At 60.1% G+C, this 18,326-nt stretch carries 17 protein-coding genes and 1 pseudogene; 7 read left to right on the top strand and 11 right to left on the bottom strand.

Translation table 11 applies throughout. The features are described 5' to 3' along the window. Positions 1 to 2 precede the first annotated feature (2 nt). Positions 3 to 314, top strand: a complete 312-nt coding sequence (locus tag BMY54_RS21415) for a YqfO family protein (RefSeq protein ID WP_042607740.1) — start codon at positions 3 to 5, stop codon at positions 312 to 314. Between the two features lie 543 nt (positions 315 to 857). On the opposite strand, the gene BMY54_RS21410 is transcribed toward BMY54_RS21415, so the two are convergent. After that, on the bottom strand, positions 858 to 1,088 hold the full coding sequence (locus BMY54_RS21410) for an EF-hand domain-containing protein (RefSeq protein WP_093436882.1): 231 nt from the start codon (positions 1,086 to 1,088) through the stop codon (positions 858 to 860). Between the two features lie 706 nt (positions 1,089 to 1,794). Here BMY54_RS21410 and BMY54_RS31400 point away from each other — a divergent pair. Beyond that, positions 1,795 to 2,156: pseudogene (locus BMY54_RS31400) on the top strand (DUF6124 family protein). Between the two features lie 106 nt (positions 2,157 to 2,262). Here the strand turns inward: BMY54_RS31400 and nagE are convergent. The 7 genes from nagE to BMY54_RS21370 all read right to left on the bottom strand — a co-directional run bounded on the left by nagE (position 2,263) and on the right by BMY54_RS21370 (position 10,941). Then, positions 2,263 to 3,978 carry an N-acetylglucosamine-specific PTS transporter subunit IIBC gene (gene nagE, locus BMY54_RS21400; RefSeq protein ID WP_093436878.1) on the bottom strand — a complete coding sequence of 572 codons (1,716 nt, stop codon included), beginning with the start codon at positions 3,976 to 3,978 and terminating at the stop codon, positions 2,263 to 2,265. A gap of 23 nt (positions 3,979 to 4,001) precedes the next feature. After that, positions 4,002 to 6,515: a phosphoenolpyruvate--protein phosphotransferase gene (gene ptsP, locus BMY54_RS21395; RefSeq protein ID WP_093436874.1), complete on the bottom strand. Its 2,514-nt coding sequence runs from the start codon at positions 6,513 to 6,515 to the stop codon at positions 4,002 to 4,004. A gap of 80 nt (positions 6,516 to 6,595) precedes the next feature. Further along, positions 6,596 to 7,618 (bottom strand): SIS domain-containing protein, encoded by a 1,023-nt coding sequence (locus BMY54_RS21390; protein ID WP_093436869.1) that lies wholly within the window; start codon positions 7,616 to 7,618, stop codon positions 6,596 to 6,598. Further along, the gene (nagA, locus tag BMY54_RS21385; RefSeq protein WP_093436865.1) at positions 7,599 to 8,705 is read right to left on the bottom strand and encodes an N-acetylglucosamine-6-phosphate deacetylase; all 1,107 of its coding nucleotides are present in this window, start codon (positions 8,703 to 8,705) and stop codon (positions 7,599 to 7,601) included. The genes BMY54_RS21390 and nagA overlap by 20 nt, the downstream gene beginning before the upstream one ends. A 40-nt stretch (positions 8,706 to 8,745) precedes the next feature. Beyond that, positions 8,746 to 9,477 carry a GntR family transcriptional regulator gene (locus BMY54_RS21380; RefSeq protein WP_093436861.1) on the bottom strand — a complete coding sequence of 244 codons (732 nt, stop codon included), beginning with the start codon at positions 9,475 to 9,477 and terminating at the stop codon, positions 8,746 to 8,748. A gap of 283 nt (positions 9,478 to 9,760) precedes the next feature. Continuing rightward, positions 9,761 to 10,276: a L,D-transpeptidase family protein gene (locus tag BMY54_RS21375; protein ID WP_093436857.1), complete on the bottom strand. Its 516-nt coding sequence runs from the start codon at positions 10,274 to 10,276 to the stop codon at positions 9,761 to 9,763. 113 nt (positions 10,277 to 10,389) lie between these two features. After that, on the bottom strand, positions 10,390 to 10,941 hold the full coding sequence (locus tag BMY54_RS21370; protein WP_007909002.1) for an NUDIX hydrolase: 552 nt from the start codon (positions 10,939 to 10,941) through the stop codon (positions 10,390 to 10,392). 147 nt (positions 10,942 to 11,088) lie between these two features. On the opposite strand from BMY54_RS21370, the gene BMY54_RS21365 reads away from it, so the two are divergent. The 5 genes from BMY54_RS21365 (at position 11,089) to purT (ending at position 14,552) form a co-directional block, all read left to right on the top strand. Further along, positions 11,089 to 11,688 (top strand): CoA pyrophosphatase, encoded by a 600-nt coding sequence (locus BMY54_RS21365; protein ID WP_093436852.1) that lies wholly within the window; start codon positions 11,089 to 11,091, stop codon positions 11,686 to 11,688. 62 nt (positions 11,689 to 11,750) lie between these two features. After that, positions 11,751 to 12,275, top strand: coding sequence for a gamma carbonic anhydrase family protein (locus tag BMY54_RS21360; RefSeq protein WP_034154816.1), 525 nt, complete (start codon positions 11,751 to 11,753; stop codon positions 12,273 to 12,275). Further along, positions 12,272 to 12,481: a DUF1289 domain-containing protein gene (locus BMY54_RS21355; RefSeq protein ID WP_093436849.1), complete on the top strand. Its 210-nt coding sequence runs from the start codon at positions 12,272 to 12,274 to the stop codon at positions 12,479 to 12,481. Before BMY54_RS21360 ends, BMY54_RS21355 begins: the two co-directional genes overlap by 4 nt. 321 nt (positions 12,482 to 12,802) lie before the next feature. Then, positions 12,803 to 13,270, top strand: coding sequence for a VUT family protein (locus BMY54_RS21345; RefSeq protein ID WP_016986366.1), 468 nt, complete (start codon positions 12,803 to 12,805; stop codon positions 13,268 to 13,270). Positions 13,271 to 13,370: 100 nt separating this feature from the next. Further along, positions 13,371 to 14,552 carry a formate-dependent phosphoribosylglycinamide formyltransferase gene (purT, locus tag BMY54_RS21340; protein WP_093436840.1) on the top strand — a complete coding sequence of 394 codons (1,182 nt, stop codon included), beginning with the start codon at positions 13,371 to 13,373 and terminating at the stop codon, positions 14,550 to 14,552. A 120-nt stretch (positions 14,553 to 14,672) separates the two neighbouring features. On the opposite strand, the gene BMY54_RS21335 is transcribed toward purT, so the two are convergent. The 3 genes from BMY54_RS21335 to BMY54_RS21320 all read right to left on the bottom strand — a co-directional run bounded on the left by BMY54_RS21335 (position 14,673) and on the right by BMY54_RS21320 (position 18,312). Further along, on the bottom strand, positions 14,673 to 15,989 hold the full coding sequence (locus BMY54_RS21335) for an MFS transporter (RefSeq protein ID WP_093436835.1): 1,317 nt from the start codon (positions 15,987 to 15,989) through the stop codon (positions 14,673 to 14,675). Between the two features lie 256 nt (positions 15,990 to 16,245). Continuing rightward, positions 16,246 to 17,487 (bottom strand): transporter associated domain-containing protein, encoded by a 1,242-nt coding sequence (locus BMY54_RS21325; protein WP_093436827.1) that lies wholly within the window; start codon positions 17,485 to 17,487, stop codon positions 16,246 to 16,248. A gap of 12 nt (positions 17,488 to 17,499) precedes the next feature. Next, the gene (locus BMY54_RS21320) at positions 17,500 to 18,312 is read right to left on the bottom strand and encodes a cytochrome C assembly family protein (protein ID WP_034154823.1); all 813 of its coding nucleotides are present in this window, start codon (positions 18,310 to 18,312) and stop codon (positions 17,500 to 17,502) included. Positions 18,313 to 18,326 lie beyond the last annotated feature (14 nt).

Below are 18,326 nucleotides of genomic sequence, written 5' to 3'. Positions count from 1 at the left end.
TCGTGTACAAGCTGGCGTTTTTTGTTCCTGACAGTCATGTCGAGGTGGTCAAAGGGGCTGTGTTCGCTGCCGGTGGTGGGCGGATCGGTGACTATGACCACTGTGCGTGGCAGGTGCTTGGTCTGGGCCAGTTTCGACCTTTGGACGGCAGTCAGCCGTTTATTGGTGAGGCAGGGCAGGTTGAGCGGGTTGAGGAATGGAAGGTTGAGCTTGTAGTGGCGGATGAGTTGATCGTGGCTGTTGTGGCGGCGCTCAAGTTGAGCCATCCCTACGAGACGCCGGCTTATGAGGTGTGGCGGCTGGAAGATTTCTGATTTTTCTTGCTGCTGAAACAAGAAACCCGCAGATGAGTGATTGTCTGCGGGTTTTTTGTTGCCTGCGATTTGCTGTTCTGGAGGAGTGAGCCCCCTGCTCGCGATGGCGCCCTGACAGGCGACCATGTTCTGGCTGACTGAGTGAATATCCGTTTCTTCGGGTGCTGCGGCTGGCGGTTTCGCCCTTACGGCGACTCACTTTTTTTACAAACGCCTAAAAAAAGTAAGCAAAAAAACGCTTGCCCCAACGTTCGGCCCACTCGCTAAAGCTCGGGGTTCCTTCGCTCCGGGATCCATCCGGGCGCATCGCCTACGGTTTGCTTCGCTGCACCTCCTCTCGATGCATTTGGCTGCGCCAAACGGTCGCTGCGCTCCCACCCCCGGATAAATCCCTCCTCTCAGCCTGCCGACGGGGCCGGTGGATCAAGATCAAGAGCAGGCGAGCTGACACTCGGCCTATTGAGTGGTGAGGAGCGGGGTGGTGGTGTTGCTTTGCTCTGTGGGAGCTGGCTTGTCAGCGATGGCGGCCTGGAGGTTAGGAAACTATTCGGCGGGCTTCGTTTTTTTTTGGGCCAGGTACTCTTTTAGGGTTAATTTGCTGTTCCGATCCTTGTTGTATTCATCCCAAACCCAAGTTCTCATGGTTTTTTCAAAGCCTTGAGCACCGTTGGCGAACTCTTCGAAAGTAAGAGTTCCGTCTGAATTTTCATCAAGAGCTCTGAAGGTTTTTTTCAGATGTTCCAGTTGTTCTGCGTCCGTCATTTTCTTTGCCATGTCGCAGCCATCCTTAATGAATTGAGCTTCGGGTTATCGAGGCTACGACATAAAAACTGCCTGATTCAGCCAACGTAATAAGGTCGATCGAGGCGGTCAACTGTCAGACCTGACAGTTGACAGTGCCAGCAATGTGGGGGGGCAGCCGAGCTGGCGCTCATCCTGTTTGAGTGGTGTGTGATCGACTGGGGTTTTGTGCTGGATTCGCCCCTGATCAGATCGCCGCCCGCCCAGCCCTTTCCCGAGGGAGAGGGAGTCGATTTTTGGGCTTTTCAGAATCTGAATTCGACTCGGTATTTCACGTCGGCGTACATCCACCAGACACCTCGGTCAGTCCCCTCTCCCTCTGGGAGAGGGCTAGGGTGAGGGTTTGCTTTTGACTGTTTAAAGCAGTGTCGAAGTAGCAGAACCTTCCCACAAGGTTTTCAGATTGTCCGTCGGACGCCTGCTCTCTAGGCTTTGTCTGTCGCTGCCAATTCAGCGACCGGGCGTGAGATCCCCGGAATGCTTGCAACTAGCGCCAACACCACGATAATTGGCGCCAGCTCAATCTGCTGCCTGTTTTATGGCGGCTGTGTGCGGGCAGACTTCGGTCTGGCCGGTTGCCTGCTCCGGTGGATCTCACCCTGCACATAGCTGCCACCTCTTCGCCGCGTGAGATCCGGCGAACGATGGCATCCTCACTTGCTGTAGCAGGAGTTGAATTTTGGACAAGCTAATTCCCGACCCCCCCCCGAAACCAAAACCCCACTTGAAGAAGCCCTCCGCGCCGAAGACCAGGCCCGAAACCGCGAAGCCATCAAACGCGCCCTCGACTTCTACCTGTGCCCCGAACCCGCAAAGCCCTGCCGACCGAGCACCATGTTCATGGTCCGCCCAGAGGTCGACACCGAAAGCCTGCTCGCCCACGCCTGCGAATCGTTAGCCTCGGCAAGCACCGCCGCCAGCAACTTCGCCAATGAGCTAAGCGGTTCGCAGCGCAGCACGGCATTGGGCATCCAGCAAATCGTCATGCTCGCCGAACTGGCGGTAAACCGAGCGCTGGATCGAGTCGACCCACAAACCTGACGTCCGCGTCATCGTTCATCGCCAGCAGGCTGGCTCCCACAATTGAAACGCACTCCCTTGTGGGAGCTAGCCTGCTAGCGATGAGGCCGATCCAGACACCAGACCTCTAAACCTTGGCACTGACCTCACTGCGATTGATCAGCGCTTCAAGTGCTCCACTCAAACTCGCAGCTTTGTCACCCACCAACAAGTGCCAAACCCCACCCTCCAACTGGCTGACACCCTGACAACCCAGCTCCTTCAACTGCGCCTCGGACAGCGCCTTGCCATCCGCCAACAGCAAGCGAATCCGGCTCATGGCAATGCAATCCAGTTGCAGCACGTTGTCGCCACCACCCAGCGCATTCAGCCATTGCTGAGCTTCGGTGCCTGCGACCACAACCGCTTTCGGCTCTTCGACAACCGCAACAGGTTCAGCAAGAACCGCACGCCCCAAGGCCGGCATCGCCAGGCGAATCTCATCAGCAATGCTGTCGGCCAGCGGACCGACCACCACCTGCAAACTGCCACCCTTGCCAGGACGCACAACCGCCATCGCACCCAGCGCTTTCAAATCAGCATCGGACGCCTTGTTGCGATCGACCATTTCCAAGCGCAACCGCGTAGTGCAGGCGCCGACCGTCAGTAGATTTTCAGCGCCACCCAATGCCTTGATGTAAGCCCCGGCGCGTTCGTTTTCCGCGAAAACCGCTTTTTCAGCCGTCGCCACATCCTCACGCCCTGGCGTCTTCAAGTTGAAGCGACGAATGCAGAAATCAAACACCGCGTAATACACCACGGCGTAAGCCAGTCCGACCGGAATCACCAACCAGCCATTGGTCGACCGACCCCAACCCAGCACCATGTCGATGAAGCCGCCAGAGAAGGTAAAACCCAAATGGATGTTCAGCGCATTGGTGATCGCCATCGACAACCCGGTCAGCAGCGCATGCAGCAGATACAACAACGGCGCCAGAAACATGAAGGCGAATTCAATCGGCTCGGTCACCCCAGTCAAAAACGACGTCAAAGCCATCGACAGAAAAATCCCGCCCATCACCTTGCGCCGTTCCGGCAGGGCGTTGCGATACATCGCCAGGCACGCGGCGGGCAGGCCGAAGATCATCATCGGGAACATGCCGGTCATGAACTGGCCGCCCTTCGGATCACCGGCGAAGTAGCGCGACAGGTCACCCGTCACCAGAGCCCCGGTAGTTGGATCGGTGAAGTTGCCGAACACGAACCACGCCATGTTGTTGAGGATATGGTGCAGGCCGGTGACGATCAGCAGGCGGTTGAACACGCCAAACACGAACGCGCCGATACTGCCGCTTTCCATCATCAGCGCACCAAACGCGTTGATGCCGTGCTGGATCGGCGGCCAGATATAACCGAACACCACACCCAAACCGACCGCCGCGAACCCTGTGACAATCGGCACAAACCGTCGACCACCGAAGAAAGCCAGATACTCCGGCAGCTTGATGTCCTTGAAGCGGTTGTACAGCGCGCCCGCCATCAGGCCGCTGACAATCCCGGCGAGCATGCCCATGTTGATGCTCGCGTCGAGCACCTTGAGCGTGGAAATCATCACCAGATAACCGATCACTCCGGCGAGGCCGGCGGTGCCGTTGTTGTCCTTGGCGAAACCGACGGCGATGCCGATGGCGAAGATCATCGCCAGGTTGGCGAAGATCACTTGGCCGGCATCGTGGATGATCGCGATGTTCAGCAGGTCGGTATCACCCAGACGCAGCAGCAGGCCGGCAATCGGCAGGATCGCGATCGGCAGCATCAGCGCGCGGCCGAGGCGTTGCAGGCCTTCGATGAAGAGTTGGTACATGGCGTTTGTCCTTTTTGTTTTTGTTAGCGCAGAGGCCAATGTTGATGACAGGCGTGACGCACGGCGGCGGCGCTGCTCAGCTTGAGCAGGTCGCGACTCAGGCGCTGACATTCGGCTTCGTGCAGTTGACGCACGCGGTCCTTGATTTCACCGATCTGCACTGGGCTGACCGACAGTTCGCTCACGCCGAGGCCGATCAAAACGGGTGTGGCCAGCGGATCGGAGGCGAGGGCGCCGCAGACGCCGACCCAACGCTTGTGCACTGCCGCGCCTTCACAGGTCATGGCGATCAGGCGCAGCAGCGCCGGGTGCAGGGCGTCGACCCTAGCGGCCAAGCCGGCGTGGTCGCGGTCCATGGCCAAGGTGTATTGGGAGAGATCGTTGGTGCCGATGGAAAGGAAGTCCGCATGTTCGGCCAGTTGTTCGGCCTGCAATGCGGCGGCAGGGACTTCAATCATCACGCCGATTTCCGGGCGTTGGGTGATCTTCAGCTCCAGGCACAACGCATCTACGCGTTGGCGGATGTGCAGCAACTCATCCACTTCGGTGACCATCGGCAACAGGATCCGGCAACGGCGCAGCGGGCTGACTTGCAGCAGCGCGCGCAGTTGCTGGTCGAGGATTTCCGGGCGCGCCTGAGCCAGACGAATGCCGCGCAGGCCGAGCACCGGGTTGGCCTCGACGGGCAGCGGCAGGTAGTCGAGTTGCTTGTCGCCGCCGACGTCGATGGTGCGGATGATCACTGAGTGATCGCCCATCGCATCCAGTACGCCTTGATAGGCCGCACGCTGTTCTTCGACATCCGGCGCGGTCTGACGATCGACGAACAAAAACTCAGTGCGCAACAGACCAACGCCATCAGCGCCGTTGGCGAAGGCATCTACCGCTTCACCGCTGGAGGCAACGTTGGCGACGACTTCGATGGTCACGCCGTTGCGGGTTTCTGCAGGCAGGTGAGCCTTGGCTTGCTGTGCGTCGCGGCGCTGCTGACGGTCGAGTTGCGCCTGCTGAACTTCAGCCAGGCGTTCGGCATCTGGCGTCAGTTCGAGGCGTCCTCCGTCGGCATCGAGCACCACCGCTTGGCCTTGTCGCTGATCAAGCAACGCAGAACCCAACGCCACCATGCACGGCAGACCTTTGCCGCGAGCGAGAATTGCCACATGCGACGTCGCGCCACCCTCGGCCATGCATAACCCGGCAACGCCTTGCGCACTGAGTTGCAGCAGATCCGAAGGCGTCAGTTCATGCGCCGCGACGACGGCACCGGCCGGTACGTCGTAATGCCACGCTTCACCAAGCAATGCCCGCAACACCCGTTGCTTGAGGTCACGCAGATCGTTGGCGCGCTCGGCCAGCAGCGCGCTGCCGGTGTGCTGCAGCATTTCGCACTGCACGTCGATTGACTGGCTCCAGGCGTGAGTGGCTGCAGTGCCTTGTTCGATGGAGTGTTGCGAAGCATCAAGCAGCGCCGGATCTTCCAGCAGAGCCAGATGCGCGGCGAAGATCGCTTCTTCGTCGGCATTCCTGTGTTTTTTCGCTTGCGCGAGGGTGGCGTCGATTTCGTTGCGGACCTGAGTCAGCGCCGTGTCGAGCACCTGCTGTTGCCGTAGCGGATCATGATTGCCCGCATCCGCTGGCAAACTGATCGCGTTCAAACGAAACAGCGGCCCGCCAACCAGTCCTGGCGCAGCGCAGACACCGTGCAACACGCCAGCCTCGGCCGGGCGCTTAAGAGTGGCAGCATTGACCGGCGCCGCAGCGTGATGATCATCCGGCAGCGCGGTGGCCAACGCCGTAAGCAACGCTTGCAACGCCGCTTCAGCGTCCGGCCCCTGGCAACTGACCTGCACCTCATCCTGCTCGCCAACGGCCAGGCCCATCAAACCGATCAGGCTGTTGCACGGCGCCGATTTGCCGGCGAAGTGCAGTTGCGACTGGCTCTTGAACCCTTGCGCAGTTTGCCGAATCAGCGCAGCCGGGCGGGCATGCAAACCACCGCGATGGGCTACCAGAACATGGCCATGAACCTCAGGCCCGTCGATGACTGCTGCGCTCGCGGCCAGACCGTTGCGCGCAATAATGTGCAGCAACGGCTCGCCGACCTTCACTGTTTTGAGCGTAATCGGCCGCACCTGAAAATCCTGGCTGTTGGTCAGGATCAACAGGCTGACCAGGCTTTTGCATTGCTGGCCGACCTTGTCCAGGTCATAGCGCAACAACGGCTGGCCCTTGCTGACGCGGGTGCCATTCTTGACCAGCATCGAGAAGCCTTCGCCGTTCAACTCAACGGTATCGAGGCCCAGATGCAGAAGGATCTCCGCGCCGTTGTCGGCACGCACGGTGAGCGCGTGGCCGGTGCGGGCAACGTGAATGATCATTCCGGCGCACGGCGAATACAGCGTGTCGTTGATCGGGTCGATAGCAATGCCGTCGCCCATGGCGCCGCTGGCGAACACCGCGTCCGGGACTTTGGCGAGCGTGAGCACCGGGCCGCTGAGCGGGGCGCTGAGGGTCAGCTCTTTATTGTTGTTGTGCATGGCTCGGTCTCATCGGTTATATCTCGGTTCGATGTCCCCTATAGGAGCAGCCTTCGGCAGCTCCTACAGGCTTGCTTCAATTAATGCGTGCGGGTCACTTTGCTCAGGTGGCGCGGCTGATCCGGGTCCATGCCACGGGCCACCGCCAGACCGGCGGCCATCACGTAGAAACTCTGGATCGCCAGAATCGGATCAAGGGCCGGGTGTTCGGCGCGGGTCAGGGTCAGGTCGCGCTCGGTCACGTCATCCGGTGCGGCCAGCAACACGCGGGCGCCGCGTTGGCGCATTTCCGCCGCGAGGCTCAACAGGCCAGCCTGCTCGGCACCGCGTGGGGCGAAAACCAGCAACGGATAGTGTTCGTCGATCAGTGCCATCGGGCCGTGACGCACTTCGGCGCTGCTGAAGGCTTCGGCCTGAATCGCCGAGGTTTCCTTGAATTTCAGCGCCGCCTCTTGGGCGATGGCAAAACCGGCACCGCGACCGATGACCATCAAACGCTGGCAATCGCGCAGTGCTTCGATGGCCACGCTCCAGTCCTGTTTCGCCGCTTCGCGCAGGCCTTCAGGCAGGGCGTTGCCGGCTTCGAGCAATTCGCTGTCCTCTTTCCAGTGCGCGATCAAACGGGCGCTGGCGCTGAGGGTGGCGATAAAACTTTTGGTCGCGGCGACGCTGCTTTCAGTCCCGGCGAGCAGTGGCACGCTGAATTCACACGCGGCTTCCAGTGGCGAATCGGCGGCGTTGACCATCGACACACTGAGCGCGCCACGCTTGCGCAACAGGCGCAGGCTGTTGACCAGGTCCGGGCTCTGCCCCGACTGGGAAAAGGCGAACGCGACCTGACCGCTGACCTTCAATGGCGCCTGCTGCATGGTCACCACCGACATCGGCAACGACGCCACCGGCACGCCAAGTTGCTGCATGGTCAGGTAGGCGAAGTAGCTCGCCGCGTGGTCGGAGCTGCCGCGCGCCACAGTCATTGCCACTTGCGGTGGCTGACGGCGCAAGCGCCCGGCAATTTCGATCATTTGCGGGTCGAGCTGTTGCAGTTGGGCTTGCACGGCCTCGAACGAGGACAGCGCCTCCTCAAGCATTTTTGAAGTCAATGTCTTCTCCTTCGACCATGACGGCGGTCAGTGTGAGTGAGCGATCCAGCCGCACGCAGTCGGCCCAGGCCCCTGGTTGCAGGCGCCCGCGTTCGTTTATGCCGAGGTAGTCGGCGGGAAATTGCGACAGGCGCTGCGAGGCCTCGGCGAGCGGCAAACCGATCTTCACCAGGTTGCGCAGGGCCTGATCCATGGTCAGGGTGCTGCCGGCCAAGGTGCCGTCGGGCAGGCGTACGCCGCCCAGGCATTTGGTCACGGTGTGGCTGCCGAGCTTGTATTCACCGTCAGGCATGCCGGCGGCAGCGGTCGAATCGGTCACGCAATACAGGCACGGGATTGAGCGCAGAGCCACGCGAATAGCGCCGGGATGCACGTGCAGCAAGTCGGGAATCAGCTCGGCGAATTTGGCGTGGGCCAGCGCGGCGCCGACGATGCCCGGCTCGCGGTGATGCAGCGGGCTCATGGCGTTGTAGAGGTGGGTGAAACTGGTCGCACCGGCCGCCATTGCGGCAACGCCTTCCTCGTAACTGCCGAGGGTGTGGCCGATCTGCATGCGCACGCCACGGCTGCTCAGTTCACGGATCAAACCGTCGTGGCCGGCGATTTCCGGGGCGATGGTGATCACCCGGATCGGCGCCAGTGCCAGATATTCTTCGACTTCGGCCATTAACGCGGTGTGGGCGAAGTTCGGTTGCGCGCCGAGTTTTCCCGGATTGATGTACGGGCCTTCGAGGTGTACGCCGAGGACTCGCGCGGCACCTTGCGGACGCTGTTCGCAGAACTCTCCGACTTCTTTCAAGACGCTGGAGATCTCGGCGCTCGGCGCGGTCATGGTGGTGGCCAGCAGCGAGGTGGTGCCGAAACGCACGTGGGTTCTGGTGATCGTCTCGAAGGCGCTGGCGCCTTCCATGATGTCTTTGCCACCGCCGCCGTGGACGTGCAGATCGATGAAACCCGGCAGCAGATACGGCAGGTCATTGTCGGCCGGATCGCAGGGCACGCCTTCGATCGACACGACTTTGCCGTGTTCGTGGACCAGCCGGCCGCGAATCCAGCCGCTGGCGGTAAGGATGTTGTCTTCGGACATTTTGGTTCTCGCTTGTGACTGCGCTTATCGACGCAGCTCTTTATCTACGAAGCTCTGCAACAAAGTCGTAGTAGTCGTTGCGGCAATAGGTGTCGGTGACTTCGATCGGGGTGTTGTCTTCGAGGTAGCCGACCCGGGTCATCAGCAACATCGCGGTGCCGGGGGCAATGCCGACCAGCGCGGCGAACTCGTCAGAGGCGTTGATCGCCTGGATGTGCTGCAGGGCGCGGACGATCGGCTTGCCGATGCCGTCAAGGTATTCGTAGAGCGAATCGCCGACCAGTTGCGGCTTGGGCATGATCGAGGCGGGCAGGGTGCTCATTTCGATGGCCATCACCGTGTCATCGGCTTTGCGCAGACGCTTCATGCGCGCGACCTTGTCGTTGGGCGACAGGCTGAGGCGGATCAGTTCTTCGTGGGTCGGCAGGGTGATTTCGCGTTCCAGCCATTGCGAACTGGGTACGAAACCCTTGAGGCGCAGCATCTCGCTGAAACCCGAAAGGCGCGACAGCGGTTGTTCGAGGCGAGGGGTGATGAAGGTGCCGGAACCTTGCAGGCGACGAATCAGGCCTTGATCAAGCAGAACTTCCAGCGCCTTGCGTGCCGTCACCCGGGATATGCCCAGTTGCTCGCTGAGGTTGCGCTCCGAAGGCATCGCCTGTTCGGACTTCCACTGCCCGGCATGAATCGCTGCTTCCAGATTGCGCGCTAGCTGCAGGTACAGCGGCGTCGGCTGGGAGTCGTCCGGGCGTAGGGTATGGAGGTCGTTCATGTAGGGCATTTCCGTCGCGAGTATAGGATTGTTGTGGCTCGCTTGTGGGGCGGAAATTAATACCACTTGAATACCATGTCAACGCGCGAAAATAGGCTTTGGCCCAATGGAATGGCGGGTTTTAGGGGGTGTGGTTTCAAGTGGTATTAGTGTTGGCCTATAAAAAGCAAAAGATCGCAGCCTGCGACAGCGCCTACAGTTGAGAGTGGTATCACCTCTGTAGGCGCTGTCGCAGGCTGCGATCTTTTGATTTATTTTTTTGCAGGTGACCAGTGGTCAGGGTTTAAGGGCGAATTTCGACCATCGTGCCGTCCGGTACCATGTTCCATACTTCGCGCATATCAACGTTGCGCATGGCGACGCAGCCGTCAGTCCAGTCGAGGGTGTGGAACAGGTCTTCCGGGGTCTCTTCCGAATCCGGCGTGCCGTGGATCATGATCATCCCGCCGGGCTCGACGCCTTCACGCCGGGCGCGGGCCGAATCGCTGATGTTCGGGTAGGAAATGTGCATCGACAGATTGAATTTGTCGCTGGTCTTGCGCCAGTCGATCCAATAGAAACCTTCTGGCGTGCGCTTGTCGCCCTCTATCAGCTTCGGGCCTTTCTTCGCGCCTTTGCCCAAGGAAATGCGATAGGTCTTCAACGGCTTGCCGTCGGCGATCAACTGCAGTTGATGCGCGGATTTAAGCACCAGAACTTTTTCGATAAGAGGTGTATTCGACGGCGTCACGGTGGTCACGAATGACGCTTGGGAGACGGTAACGAACGACAGGCAAAACAGGGCAAGCAACCAGCGCATTGAAACGATTCCCCAGGGAGTGACGCAGATAACCAACATTTTATATGTATGTGTACATGTAGGAGCTGCCGAAGGCTGCGATCTTTTTGTCGGCCATCATGCCAATGTCTTGATTAAATAATGACCGGCTGCGCCAACGGAGGAATCGATTCAGACCGAACCGGATACGCCTCGATACGCCGATCAGCGAAGAAGCATTCTAAGGTACGCCCCACCGTGCGGAAAGCCAGCTCGTCCCAGGGAATGTCGGCTTCGTCGAATAGTTGTACTTCGAGGCTCTCGGGGCCGGCGGCAAAGTCCAGGTCGACCAGTTCGGCGCGGAAGAACACATGCACCTGACTGATGTGCGGTACGTCGATCAGCGTGTAGATACTCAGGTTGCGCACCCGGGCGCAGGCTTCTTCGGCGGTTTCGCGTACGGCGGCCTGCTCGATGGTCTCGCCGTTCTCCATGAAGCCGGCGGGCAAGGTCCAGTAGCCGAGACGCGGCTCGATGGCGCGGCGGCAGAGCAACACTTTCGTGCCCCAGGTCGGCACGCAACCGGCGACGATATTGGGGTTTTGATAGTGAATGGTCTGACAGCTGTCACAGACAAATCGCAGCCGCGAATCGCCTTCGGGAATGCGCTGGGTGACCGGGTTACCGCAGTGGCTGCAAAATTTCATGCTGGGCTTCCTGAATGCTGCGCCTATCTTGGCGTGCAGCGGTGCCGGTCGGCAAGTTGTCGTTTCGCGACACGGCGGGTTTCGGGGGCTTGGGCGCTTGCAACGATTGGTGCATGATGCAGAGTAAGGCACAGATCGAGAACACTCATGCTGGACGAGCTACTGCATAGGGTTAGCAACCACACACCGCGCACGCTGGAGACCGACACCCGTTTCCCCGAGGCCGCCGTTCTGGTGCCGATCACCCGCAGTGACGAGCCGGAACTGGTGCTGACCCTGCGCGCTAGCGGGCTCTCGACCCACGGCGGCGAAGTCGCGTTCCCCGGTGGTCGTCGCGACCCGGAAGACCCCGACCTGATCTTCACCGCGCTACGCGAAGCCGAAGAAGAGATCGGCCTGCCACCCGGCCTGGTTGAAATCATCGGCCCGCTGAGTCCGCTGATCTCCCTGCACGGCATCAAGGTCACGCCTTATGTCGGCGTCATCCCTGATTTTGTCGAGTATCTGGCCAACGATGCCGAGATTGCCGCAGTGTTCACTGTGCCGCTGGAATTCTTCCGCAAAGACCCCCGTGAACACACGCACCGCATCGACTATCAGGGTCGCAGCTGGTACGTGCCGAGCTACCGCTTTGGCGAGTACAAGATCTGGGGGCTGACGGCGATCATGATCGTCGAGTTGATCAATCTGCTCTATGACGCCAAGATCAGCCTGCACCAACCGCCAAAAAGCTTTCTTGATACTTGAACGCATCAATACCTGAGCCATCGGCAGAATGGCCATTCACCGTGAGCCCTGAGGAAAACAAGATGAAATACCGCTTGGGCGACGCCCGTGTCGAGACCCACCCACAGAGCTGGGTCGCCCCCAATGCCGTACTGGTGGGCAAGGTCAAACTCGAAGAGGGCGCCAACGTCTGGTTCAACGCCGTGCTGCGCGGCGACAACGAACTGATCCTGATCGGCAAGAACAGCAACGTCCAGGACGGCACGGTGATGCACACCGACATGGGCTTTCCGCTGACCATCGGTACCGGCGTGACCATCGGCCACAACGCCATGCTCCACGGCTGCACGGTTGGCGATTACAGCCTGATCGGCATCAACGCGGTGATTCTCAACGGCGCGAAGATCGGCAAAAACTGCATCATTGGCGCCAACTCGCTGATTGGTGAAGGCAAAGAAATTCCGGATGGTTCGCTGGTGATGGGCTCGCCGGGCAAAGTCGTGCGCGAGCTGACCGAGCCGCAGAAGAAGATGCTCGAAGCCAGCGCCGCCCACTATGTGCATAACTCGCAGCGCTATGCCCGCGATCTGGTTGAGCAGGAAGAATGAACACAGCCGAAAGACCGGTCGCCTCGCCGTGCGTGAATATTTGTGCGCTGGATGAGGATGACATTTGTACTGGCTGCCAGCGTACGGTCGCGGAGATCACCCGCTGGGGCCGTATGACCAACGACGAGCGCCGCGTGGTGCTGGGGTTGTGTCATGAGCGGGCGAAGGCGAGTGGGTTGGTGTGGATGATCCCTTCGAAATCGTGATCGGCTTGAGGGTGCCCTCACCCTAACCCTCTCCCAGGGGGAGAGGGGACTGACCGAGGTGTCTTTCGCTATACGCCGACCTGAACGATTGAGTCGAGCTCAGGTTTGAAAAGCCCCCGATCTGCTCCCTTTCCCCTCGCCTGAAGGAACGGGATTGTTCGAGCTGCACCGAACTGCGTTATCGAGTCGAACTCGGGAGTCGATTCAACGAAGATCTGCTCCCTTTCCCCCTCGCCCCCTCGGGGGAGAGGGCTGGGGTGAGGGGGTAGCTCTTGATCTGCCGGTCCAGTAATCTGTGCGCCAATCTGACAGGTCACCTCCATGATTTTCCTCATCGCCTACATCAGCAGCGTTGTGCTGATCAACTTCGCCTTCTCCACCGCGCCACACCTGGACATCATCTGGTCGGCCTGGGGCGGCTTGGTCTTCGTGCTGCGCGATATGGTGCAAACCCGTTTCGGCCACGGCGCGATCGTGGCGATGCTGGCGGCGCTGGTGCTGTCTTATGTCACCTCCGATCCGTCGATCGCATTGGCCAGTGCCACGGCGTTCGCGGTCTCCGAGTGCATCGACTGGCTGGTGTTCAGCATCACCAAACGGCCGCTGCGCGACCGCTTGTGGATCAGTTCGGCGCTGAGTATTCCGCTCGATACCTTCATCTTCTTCGGCATGATCGACCTGTTGACGCCGCCGGTGATCATCACCGCTCTGGCTTCGAAATTCGCCGGCGTCACTGCCGTCTGGCTGATCATGGCCTGGCGCGAGCGTAAACAGGCCGTCGCCGGCTGAAGCCAAAGCCTCAGGTTCATGTAAAATGCCGCGCTTTCTCCCCATGGAAAGCGCGTCTGGCGTTGCTTTCCTCGATGATCCGCTTCTTTGAGGACCTGAGATGACCCGTATCGGAACTCCATTGTCGCCAACCGCGACCCGCGTATTGCTGTGTGGCTGTGGTGAGTTGGGCAAGGAAGTGGTGATCGAGCTGCAACGCCTGGGCGTTGAAGTGATTGCCGTCGATCGCTACGCCAATGCGCCAGCCATGCAGGTTGCCCATCGCAGTCACGTGATCAATATGCTCGACGGCGCTGCCCTGCGTGCCGTGATCGAAGCCGAGAAACCGCACTTCATCGTGCCGGAAATCGAAGCGATCGCCACCGCCACGCTGGTCGAACTGGAAGCCGAAGGCTTCACCGTGATCCCGACCGCGCGCGCTGCGCAACTGACCATGAACCGCGAAGGCATCCGTCGTCTGGCTGCTGAAGAGCTGGATCTGCCGACCTCGCCGTACCACTTTGCCGACACCTTCGAGGACTACAGCAAAGCCGTTCAGGACCTGGGCTTCCCATGCGTCGTCAAACCAGTCATGAGTTCGTCGGGCAAAGGCCAGAGCCTGCTGCGTAGCGCTGATGACGTGCAGAAGGCATGGGATTACGCGCAAGAGGGCGGTCGCGCCGGCAAAGGCCGGGTGATCATCGAAGGTTTCATCGATTTCGATTACGAGATCACCCTGCTGACCGTGCGCCACATCGGCGGCACTACGTTCTGCGCGCCGGTCGGTCACCGTCAGGAGAAGGGTGACTATCAGGAATCCTGGCAGCCGCAAGCCATGAGCCCGGTTGCCCTGGCTGAATCCGAGCGCGTTGCCAAAGCGGTAACTGAAGCGCTGGGTGGTCGCGGTCTGTTCGGCGTTGAGCTGTTCATCAAGGGTGATCAGGTGTGGTTCAGCGAAGTTTCGCCGCGCCCGCATGACACCGGTCTGGTAACGCTGATTTCGCAGGATCTGTCGCAGTTCGCCCTGCACGCTCGCGCAATTCTGGGCCTGCCGGTACCGCTGATCCGTCAGTTCGGGCCATCGGCTTCGGCGGTGATTCTGGTGGAAGGGCAGTCGACTCAGACCGCTTTCGCCAACCTCGGCGCTGCGTTGAGCGAGCCGGACACGGCGCTGCGACTGTTCGGCAAGCCGGAAGTGAATGGCCAGCGCCGCATGGGCGTGGCGCTGGCGCGAGATGAGTCGATCGAAGCCGCTCGTGCCAAGGCGACCCGCGCTGCTCAGGCTGTTGTGGTCGAGCTCTAAACCGAGTCGCGACATTCGCGAGCAGGCTCGCTCCCACATGGGATTGGGTGAACACAGAATCTGTGACCAACCCCAAAAACCTGTGGGAGCGAGCCTGCTCGCGAAGCTTTTGATCTTCTGTCAGGCAACCTGATTCAGATCGTTGCCACGCGTTTCCTTCAGGCACAGCACCGCAATCAAACTCAGCACCGCCGCCCCCGACACATACCCGCCGACATAACCCAATCCCCCCATCGCCACCAGCTTCTGTGCAAAGAACGGCGCGGCCGAGGCCCCGACAATGCCGCCCAGGTTATACGCCGCCGAAGCACCGGTATAACGCACGTGGGTCGGGAACAGTTCAGGCAACAGCGCGCCCATCGGTGCAAACGTCACGCCCATCAAGAACAGCTCGATGCACAGAAACAGCGCCACGCCCCAGGTCGAACCCTGAGTCAGCAACGGCTCCATCAGGAACCCGGAAAGAATCGCCAGCACGCCACCGATGATCAGCACCGGTTTGCGCCCGTAACGGTCGCTGGCCCAGGCTGACAAAGGTGTCGCGGCAGCCATGAACAGCACGGCAAAACACAGCAGCCCGAGGAAGGTTTCGCGGCTATAGCCAAGTGTGGAAACCCCGTAACTCAGGGAGAACACCGTCGAGATATAGAACAGCGCATAACAGACCACCATCGCCGCCGCGCCCAGCAATGTCGGCGCCCAGTACTGACTGAACAGCTCGACCAGCGGTATTTTCACCCGCTCCTGGCGAGCGATGGCGTTGGCGAACACCGGTGTTTCATGCAGTTTCAATCGCACATACAGACCGACCATCACCAGCGCTGCGCTGAGCAGAAACGGAATCCGCCAGCCCCAACTGCGGAACTGCTCGTCAGTGAGAGTCATGGCCAGGGTCAGGAACAGCCCGTTTGCTGCGAGAAAACCAATCGAAGGCCCGAGCTGCGGGAACATGCCGAACCACGCACGTTTGCCCTTCGGCGCGTTTTCCGTGGCGAGCAGGGCGGCACCGCCCCATTCGCCACCCAATCCCAACCCTTGGCCGAAACGCAGCACGCACAGCAGAATCGGCGCCCATGCGCCGATGGTGGCGTAGCCCGGCAGTACGCCAATCAGCGTCGTACACACGCCCATCAACAGCAGCGAGGCCACCAGCGTCGACTTGCGCCCGATACGGTCACCGAAGTGGCCGAACAGCGCCGAACCCAGCGGTCGAGCGAGGAAGGCAATGCCGAAGGTCAGGAACGCCGACAGCATCTGCGCGGTGCCAGAGGTCTGTGGAAAGAACACCGGCCCGATCACCAAAGCGGCGGCGGTGGCGTAAACATAGAAGTCGTAGAACTCGATGGCCGTGCCGATAAAACTTGCCGTGGCCACGCGGGTGGCGGAGTTGGTCGGCTGGGCAGGCGCGGTGGCGCTGTAAGCGGTACTGGTCGTCATGCGGTGATCCCTGACAGTCATGAGCTCCATTGGAGCGAATTATTATGGTCGAGCACCCAGGGATGTGGGATGAGGCGCGGTCGCTGTTTCAGGTAGGAACAGTCGCCGGAGTACAACAGAAATGGCCGAAACCTGTTGGGTGCGGGGTAAGCACAAGGTTTGGCGGGGGCTTGGATAAGCGTTTCGATTATAGGAAGGAGGCTAACAATCAAACAAGAGCAAAAGATCGTCCGAACGCGGCCCGATCTTTTGATTTTTATCGGGCAGGCACCAAAGCAGGCACAGAAGAGGTATGCCAAATCAGCACTTTGCTAACCCGGTTCTCTTCAGTCTCAAGAATCTCCAGCCGATAACGCCCGATCTTCAAGCAAACGGCACTTTCCGGAATCGTCTCCAATGCTTCAGTCACCAGCCCATTCAGCGTTTTCGGCCCATCGCTCGGCAAATGCCAACCCAGGCACTTGTTCAACTCGCGGATCGACGCGGCACCGTCAATGACCATGCGGCCATCGCCCTGTGGATGAATATGCGGATTATCCAGACTGTGCTCACTTTCAAACTCGCCGACGATTTCTTCGAGAATGTCTTCCAGCGTGACGATGCCGAGCACTTCGCCGTACTCATCCACGACCATGCCGAGGCGCCGCTGCTGCTTGTGGAAGTTCAGCAGTTGCAGTTGCAGCGGCGTGCTTTCCGGCACGAAGTACGGTTCGTAACTGGCGGCCAGCAGTGCTTCGCGCGACAGATCGCCGTTGTTCAGCAGGTGCCGGATCTGCCGGGTGTTGAGCACCGCTTCAACCTGATTGATGTCGCTATGGAACACCGGCAGGCGTGTGCGCTTGTTATGCCGCAGTTGTTCGATGATTTCTTCGATCGAGTCATCGAGGTTGATGCCGTCGACGTCACTGCGCGGCACCAGAATGTCGTTGACCGTAATATTGTCCAGCGCATGAATGCCTGAGACCGGGTGCGCGCGCACTGGATGCTCTGGATCGTCGTAGCGATCGACGGGAGAGTCATCTTCGCTTTGCTGCACGACCTGAACCTTGCGCGCAAACGGACTCATCAGCAAACCGCTGATACGGCTGAACAGCCAGGCAAACGGATAAACAATCTTCAGCGGCACCGCCAGCAAGGTATTGCCGAACGCCAGCACCGCATCGGGGTAACGCTGAGCGACGGTACGTGGGAAGTAATCGGCGAACACCAGCAGGATTGCCCCGGCACCGAGGCACGCAGCCCATGGGCCGTTTTCTTCGCAGAGGAAAATCGCCAGCAGTGTCGCGATGACGACCGCGAGAGCGCGGCACAGGGTGTTGCAGAGAATAAGGCTGTCGAGCGGGAAGCTCAGCTTCGCCAGCGGCTTATCGCTGGCGCGCGAGGCGTTGCGTTGCGCGAGCAGGTGCTGCTGCGCGATTTCGACGGCGGTAAACAGCCCCGACCATAAAATCAGCAGGACAAATACCGCGAGCATCGGCCCTAGGGGCAAACCGTCCATTTATGCCGCCCGTCAGATGTGCAGGATGTATTCACGAACCAGTTTGCTGCCGAAATACGCCAACATCAGCAGGCAGAAACCGGCGAGGGTCCAGCGAATCGCCTTGTGACCGCGCCAGCCGAGACGATTGCGGCCCCACAACAACACGCTGAAGACGATCCAGGCCAGGCAGGCCAGCAGGGTCTTGTGCACCAGATGCTGGGCGAACAGGTTCTCGACGAACAGCCAGCCGGAAATCAGCGACAGCGACAGCAGTGTCCAGCCGGCCCAGAGGAAGCCGAACAGCAGGCTTTCCATGGTTTGCAGCGGCGGGAAATTCTTGATCAACCCGGACGGGTGCTTGTGCTTGAGTTGGTGGTCTTGCACCAGCAGCAGCAAGGCCTGGAACACCGCGATGGTAAACATGCCGTAGGCGAGGATCGACAACAGAATGTGCGCGAGGATGCCCGGCTCTTCGTCGATGATCTGCACCGTGCCGGTCGGCGCGAACTGCGCTAGCAGCACCGTGATCGCGCCCAGCGGAAATAGCAGCACCAGCAGGTTTTCCACCGGGATTCGCGAGCAGGCAATCAGTGTCAGCGCGATCACTGCCGCGGCAATCAGGCTCGAGGCGCTGAAGAAGTCCAGGCCCAGACCGATCGGGGTCAGTAGATGCGTGAGCAGGCTGGCAGCGTGGGCCACCACGGCGAGAGCGCCGAGGCTAACCAGCAGGCGTTTGTTCGCCTTGGCACCAGTGGCCAGACGAGTGCTCTGATAAAGGGTCGCAGCGGCATATAGAAGGGCGGCGGCGAGAGTGGTCAATAAACTGGGTGACAAGGGGAGCATAAATCCTGTTAGGC

It is taken from the genome of Pseudomonas sp. ok266 (assembly GCF_900110195.1).
Taxonomy (GTDB): Bacteria; Pseudomonadota; Gammaproteobacteria; order Pseudomonadales; family Pseudomonadaceae; genus Aquipseudomonas; species Aquipseudomonas neuropathica.
The sequence above is the reverse complement of the archived record's forward strand: the minus strand, read 5'-3'. Positions and strand labels throughout refer to the sequence as shown.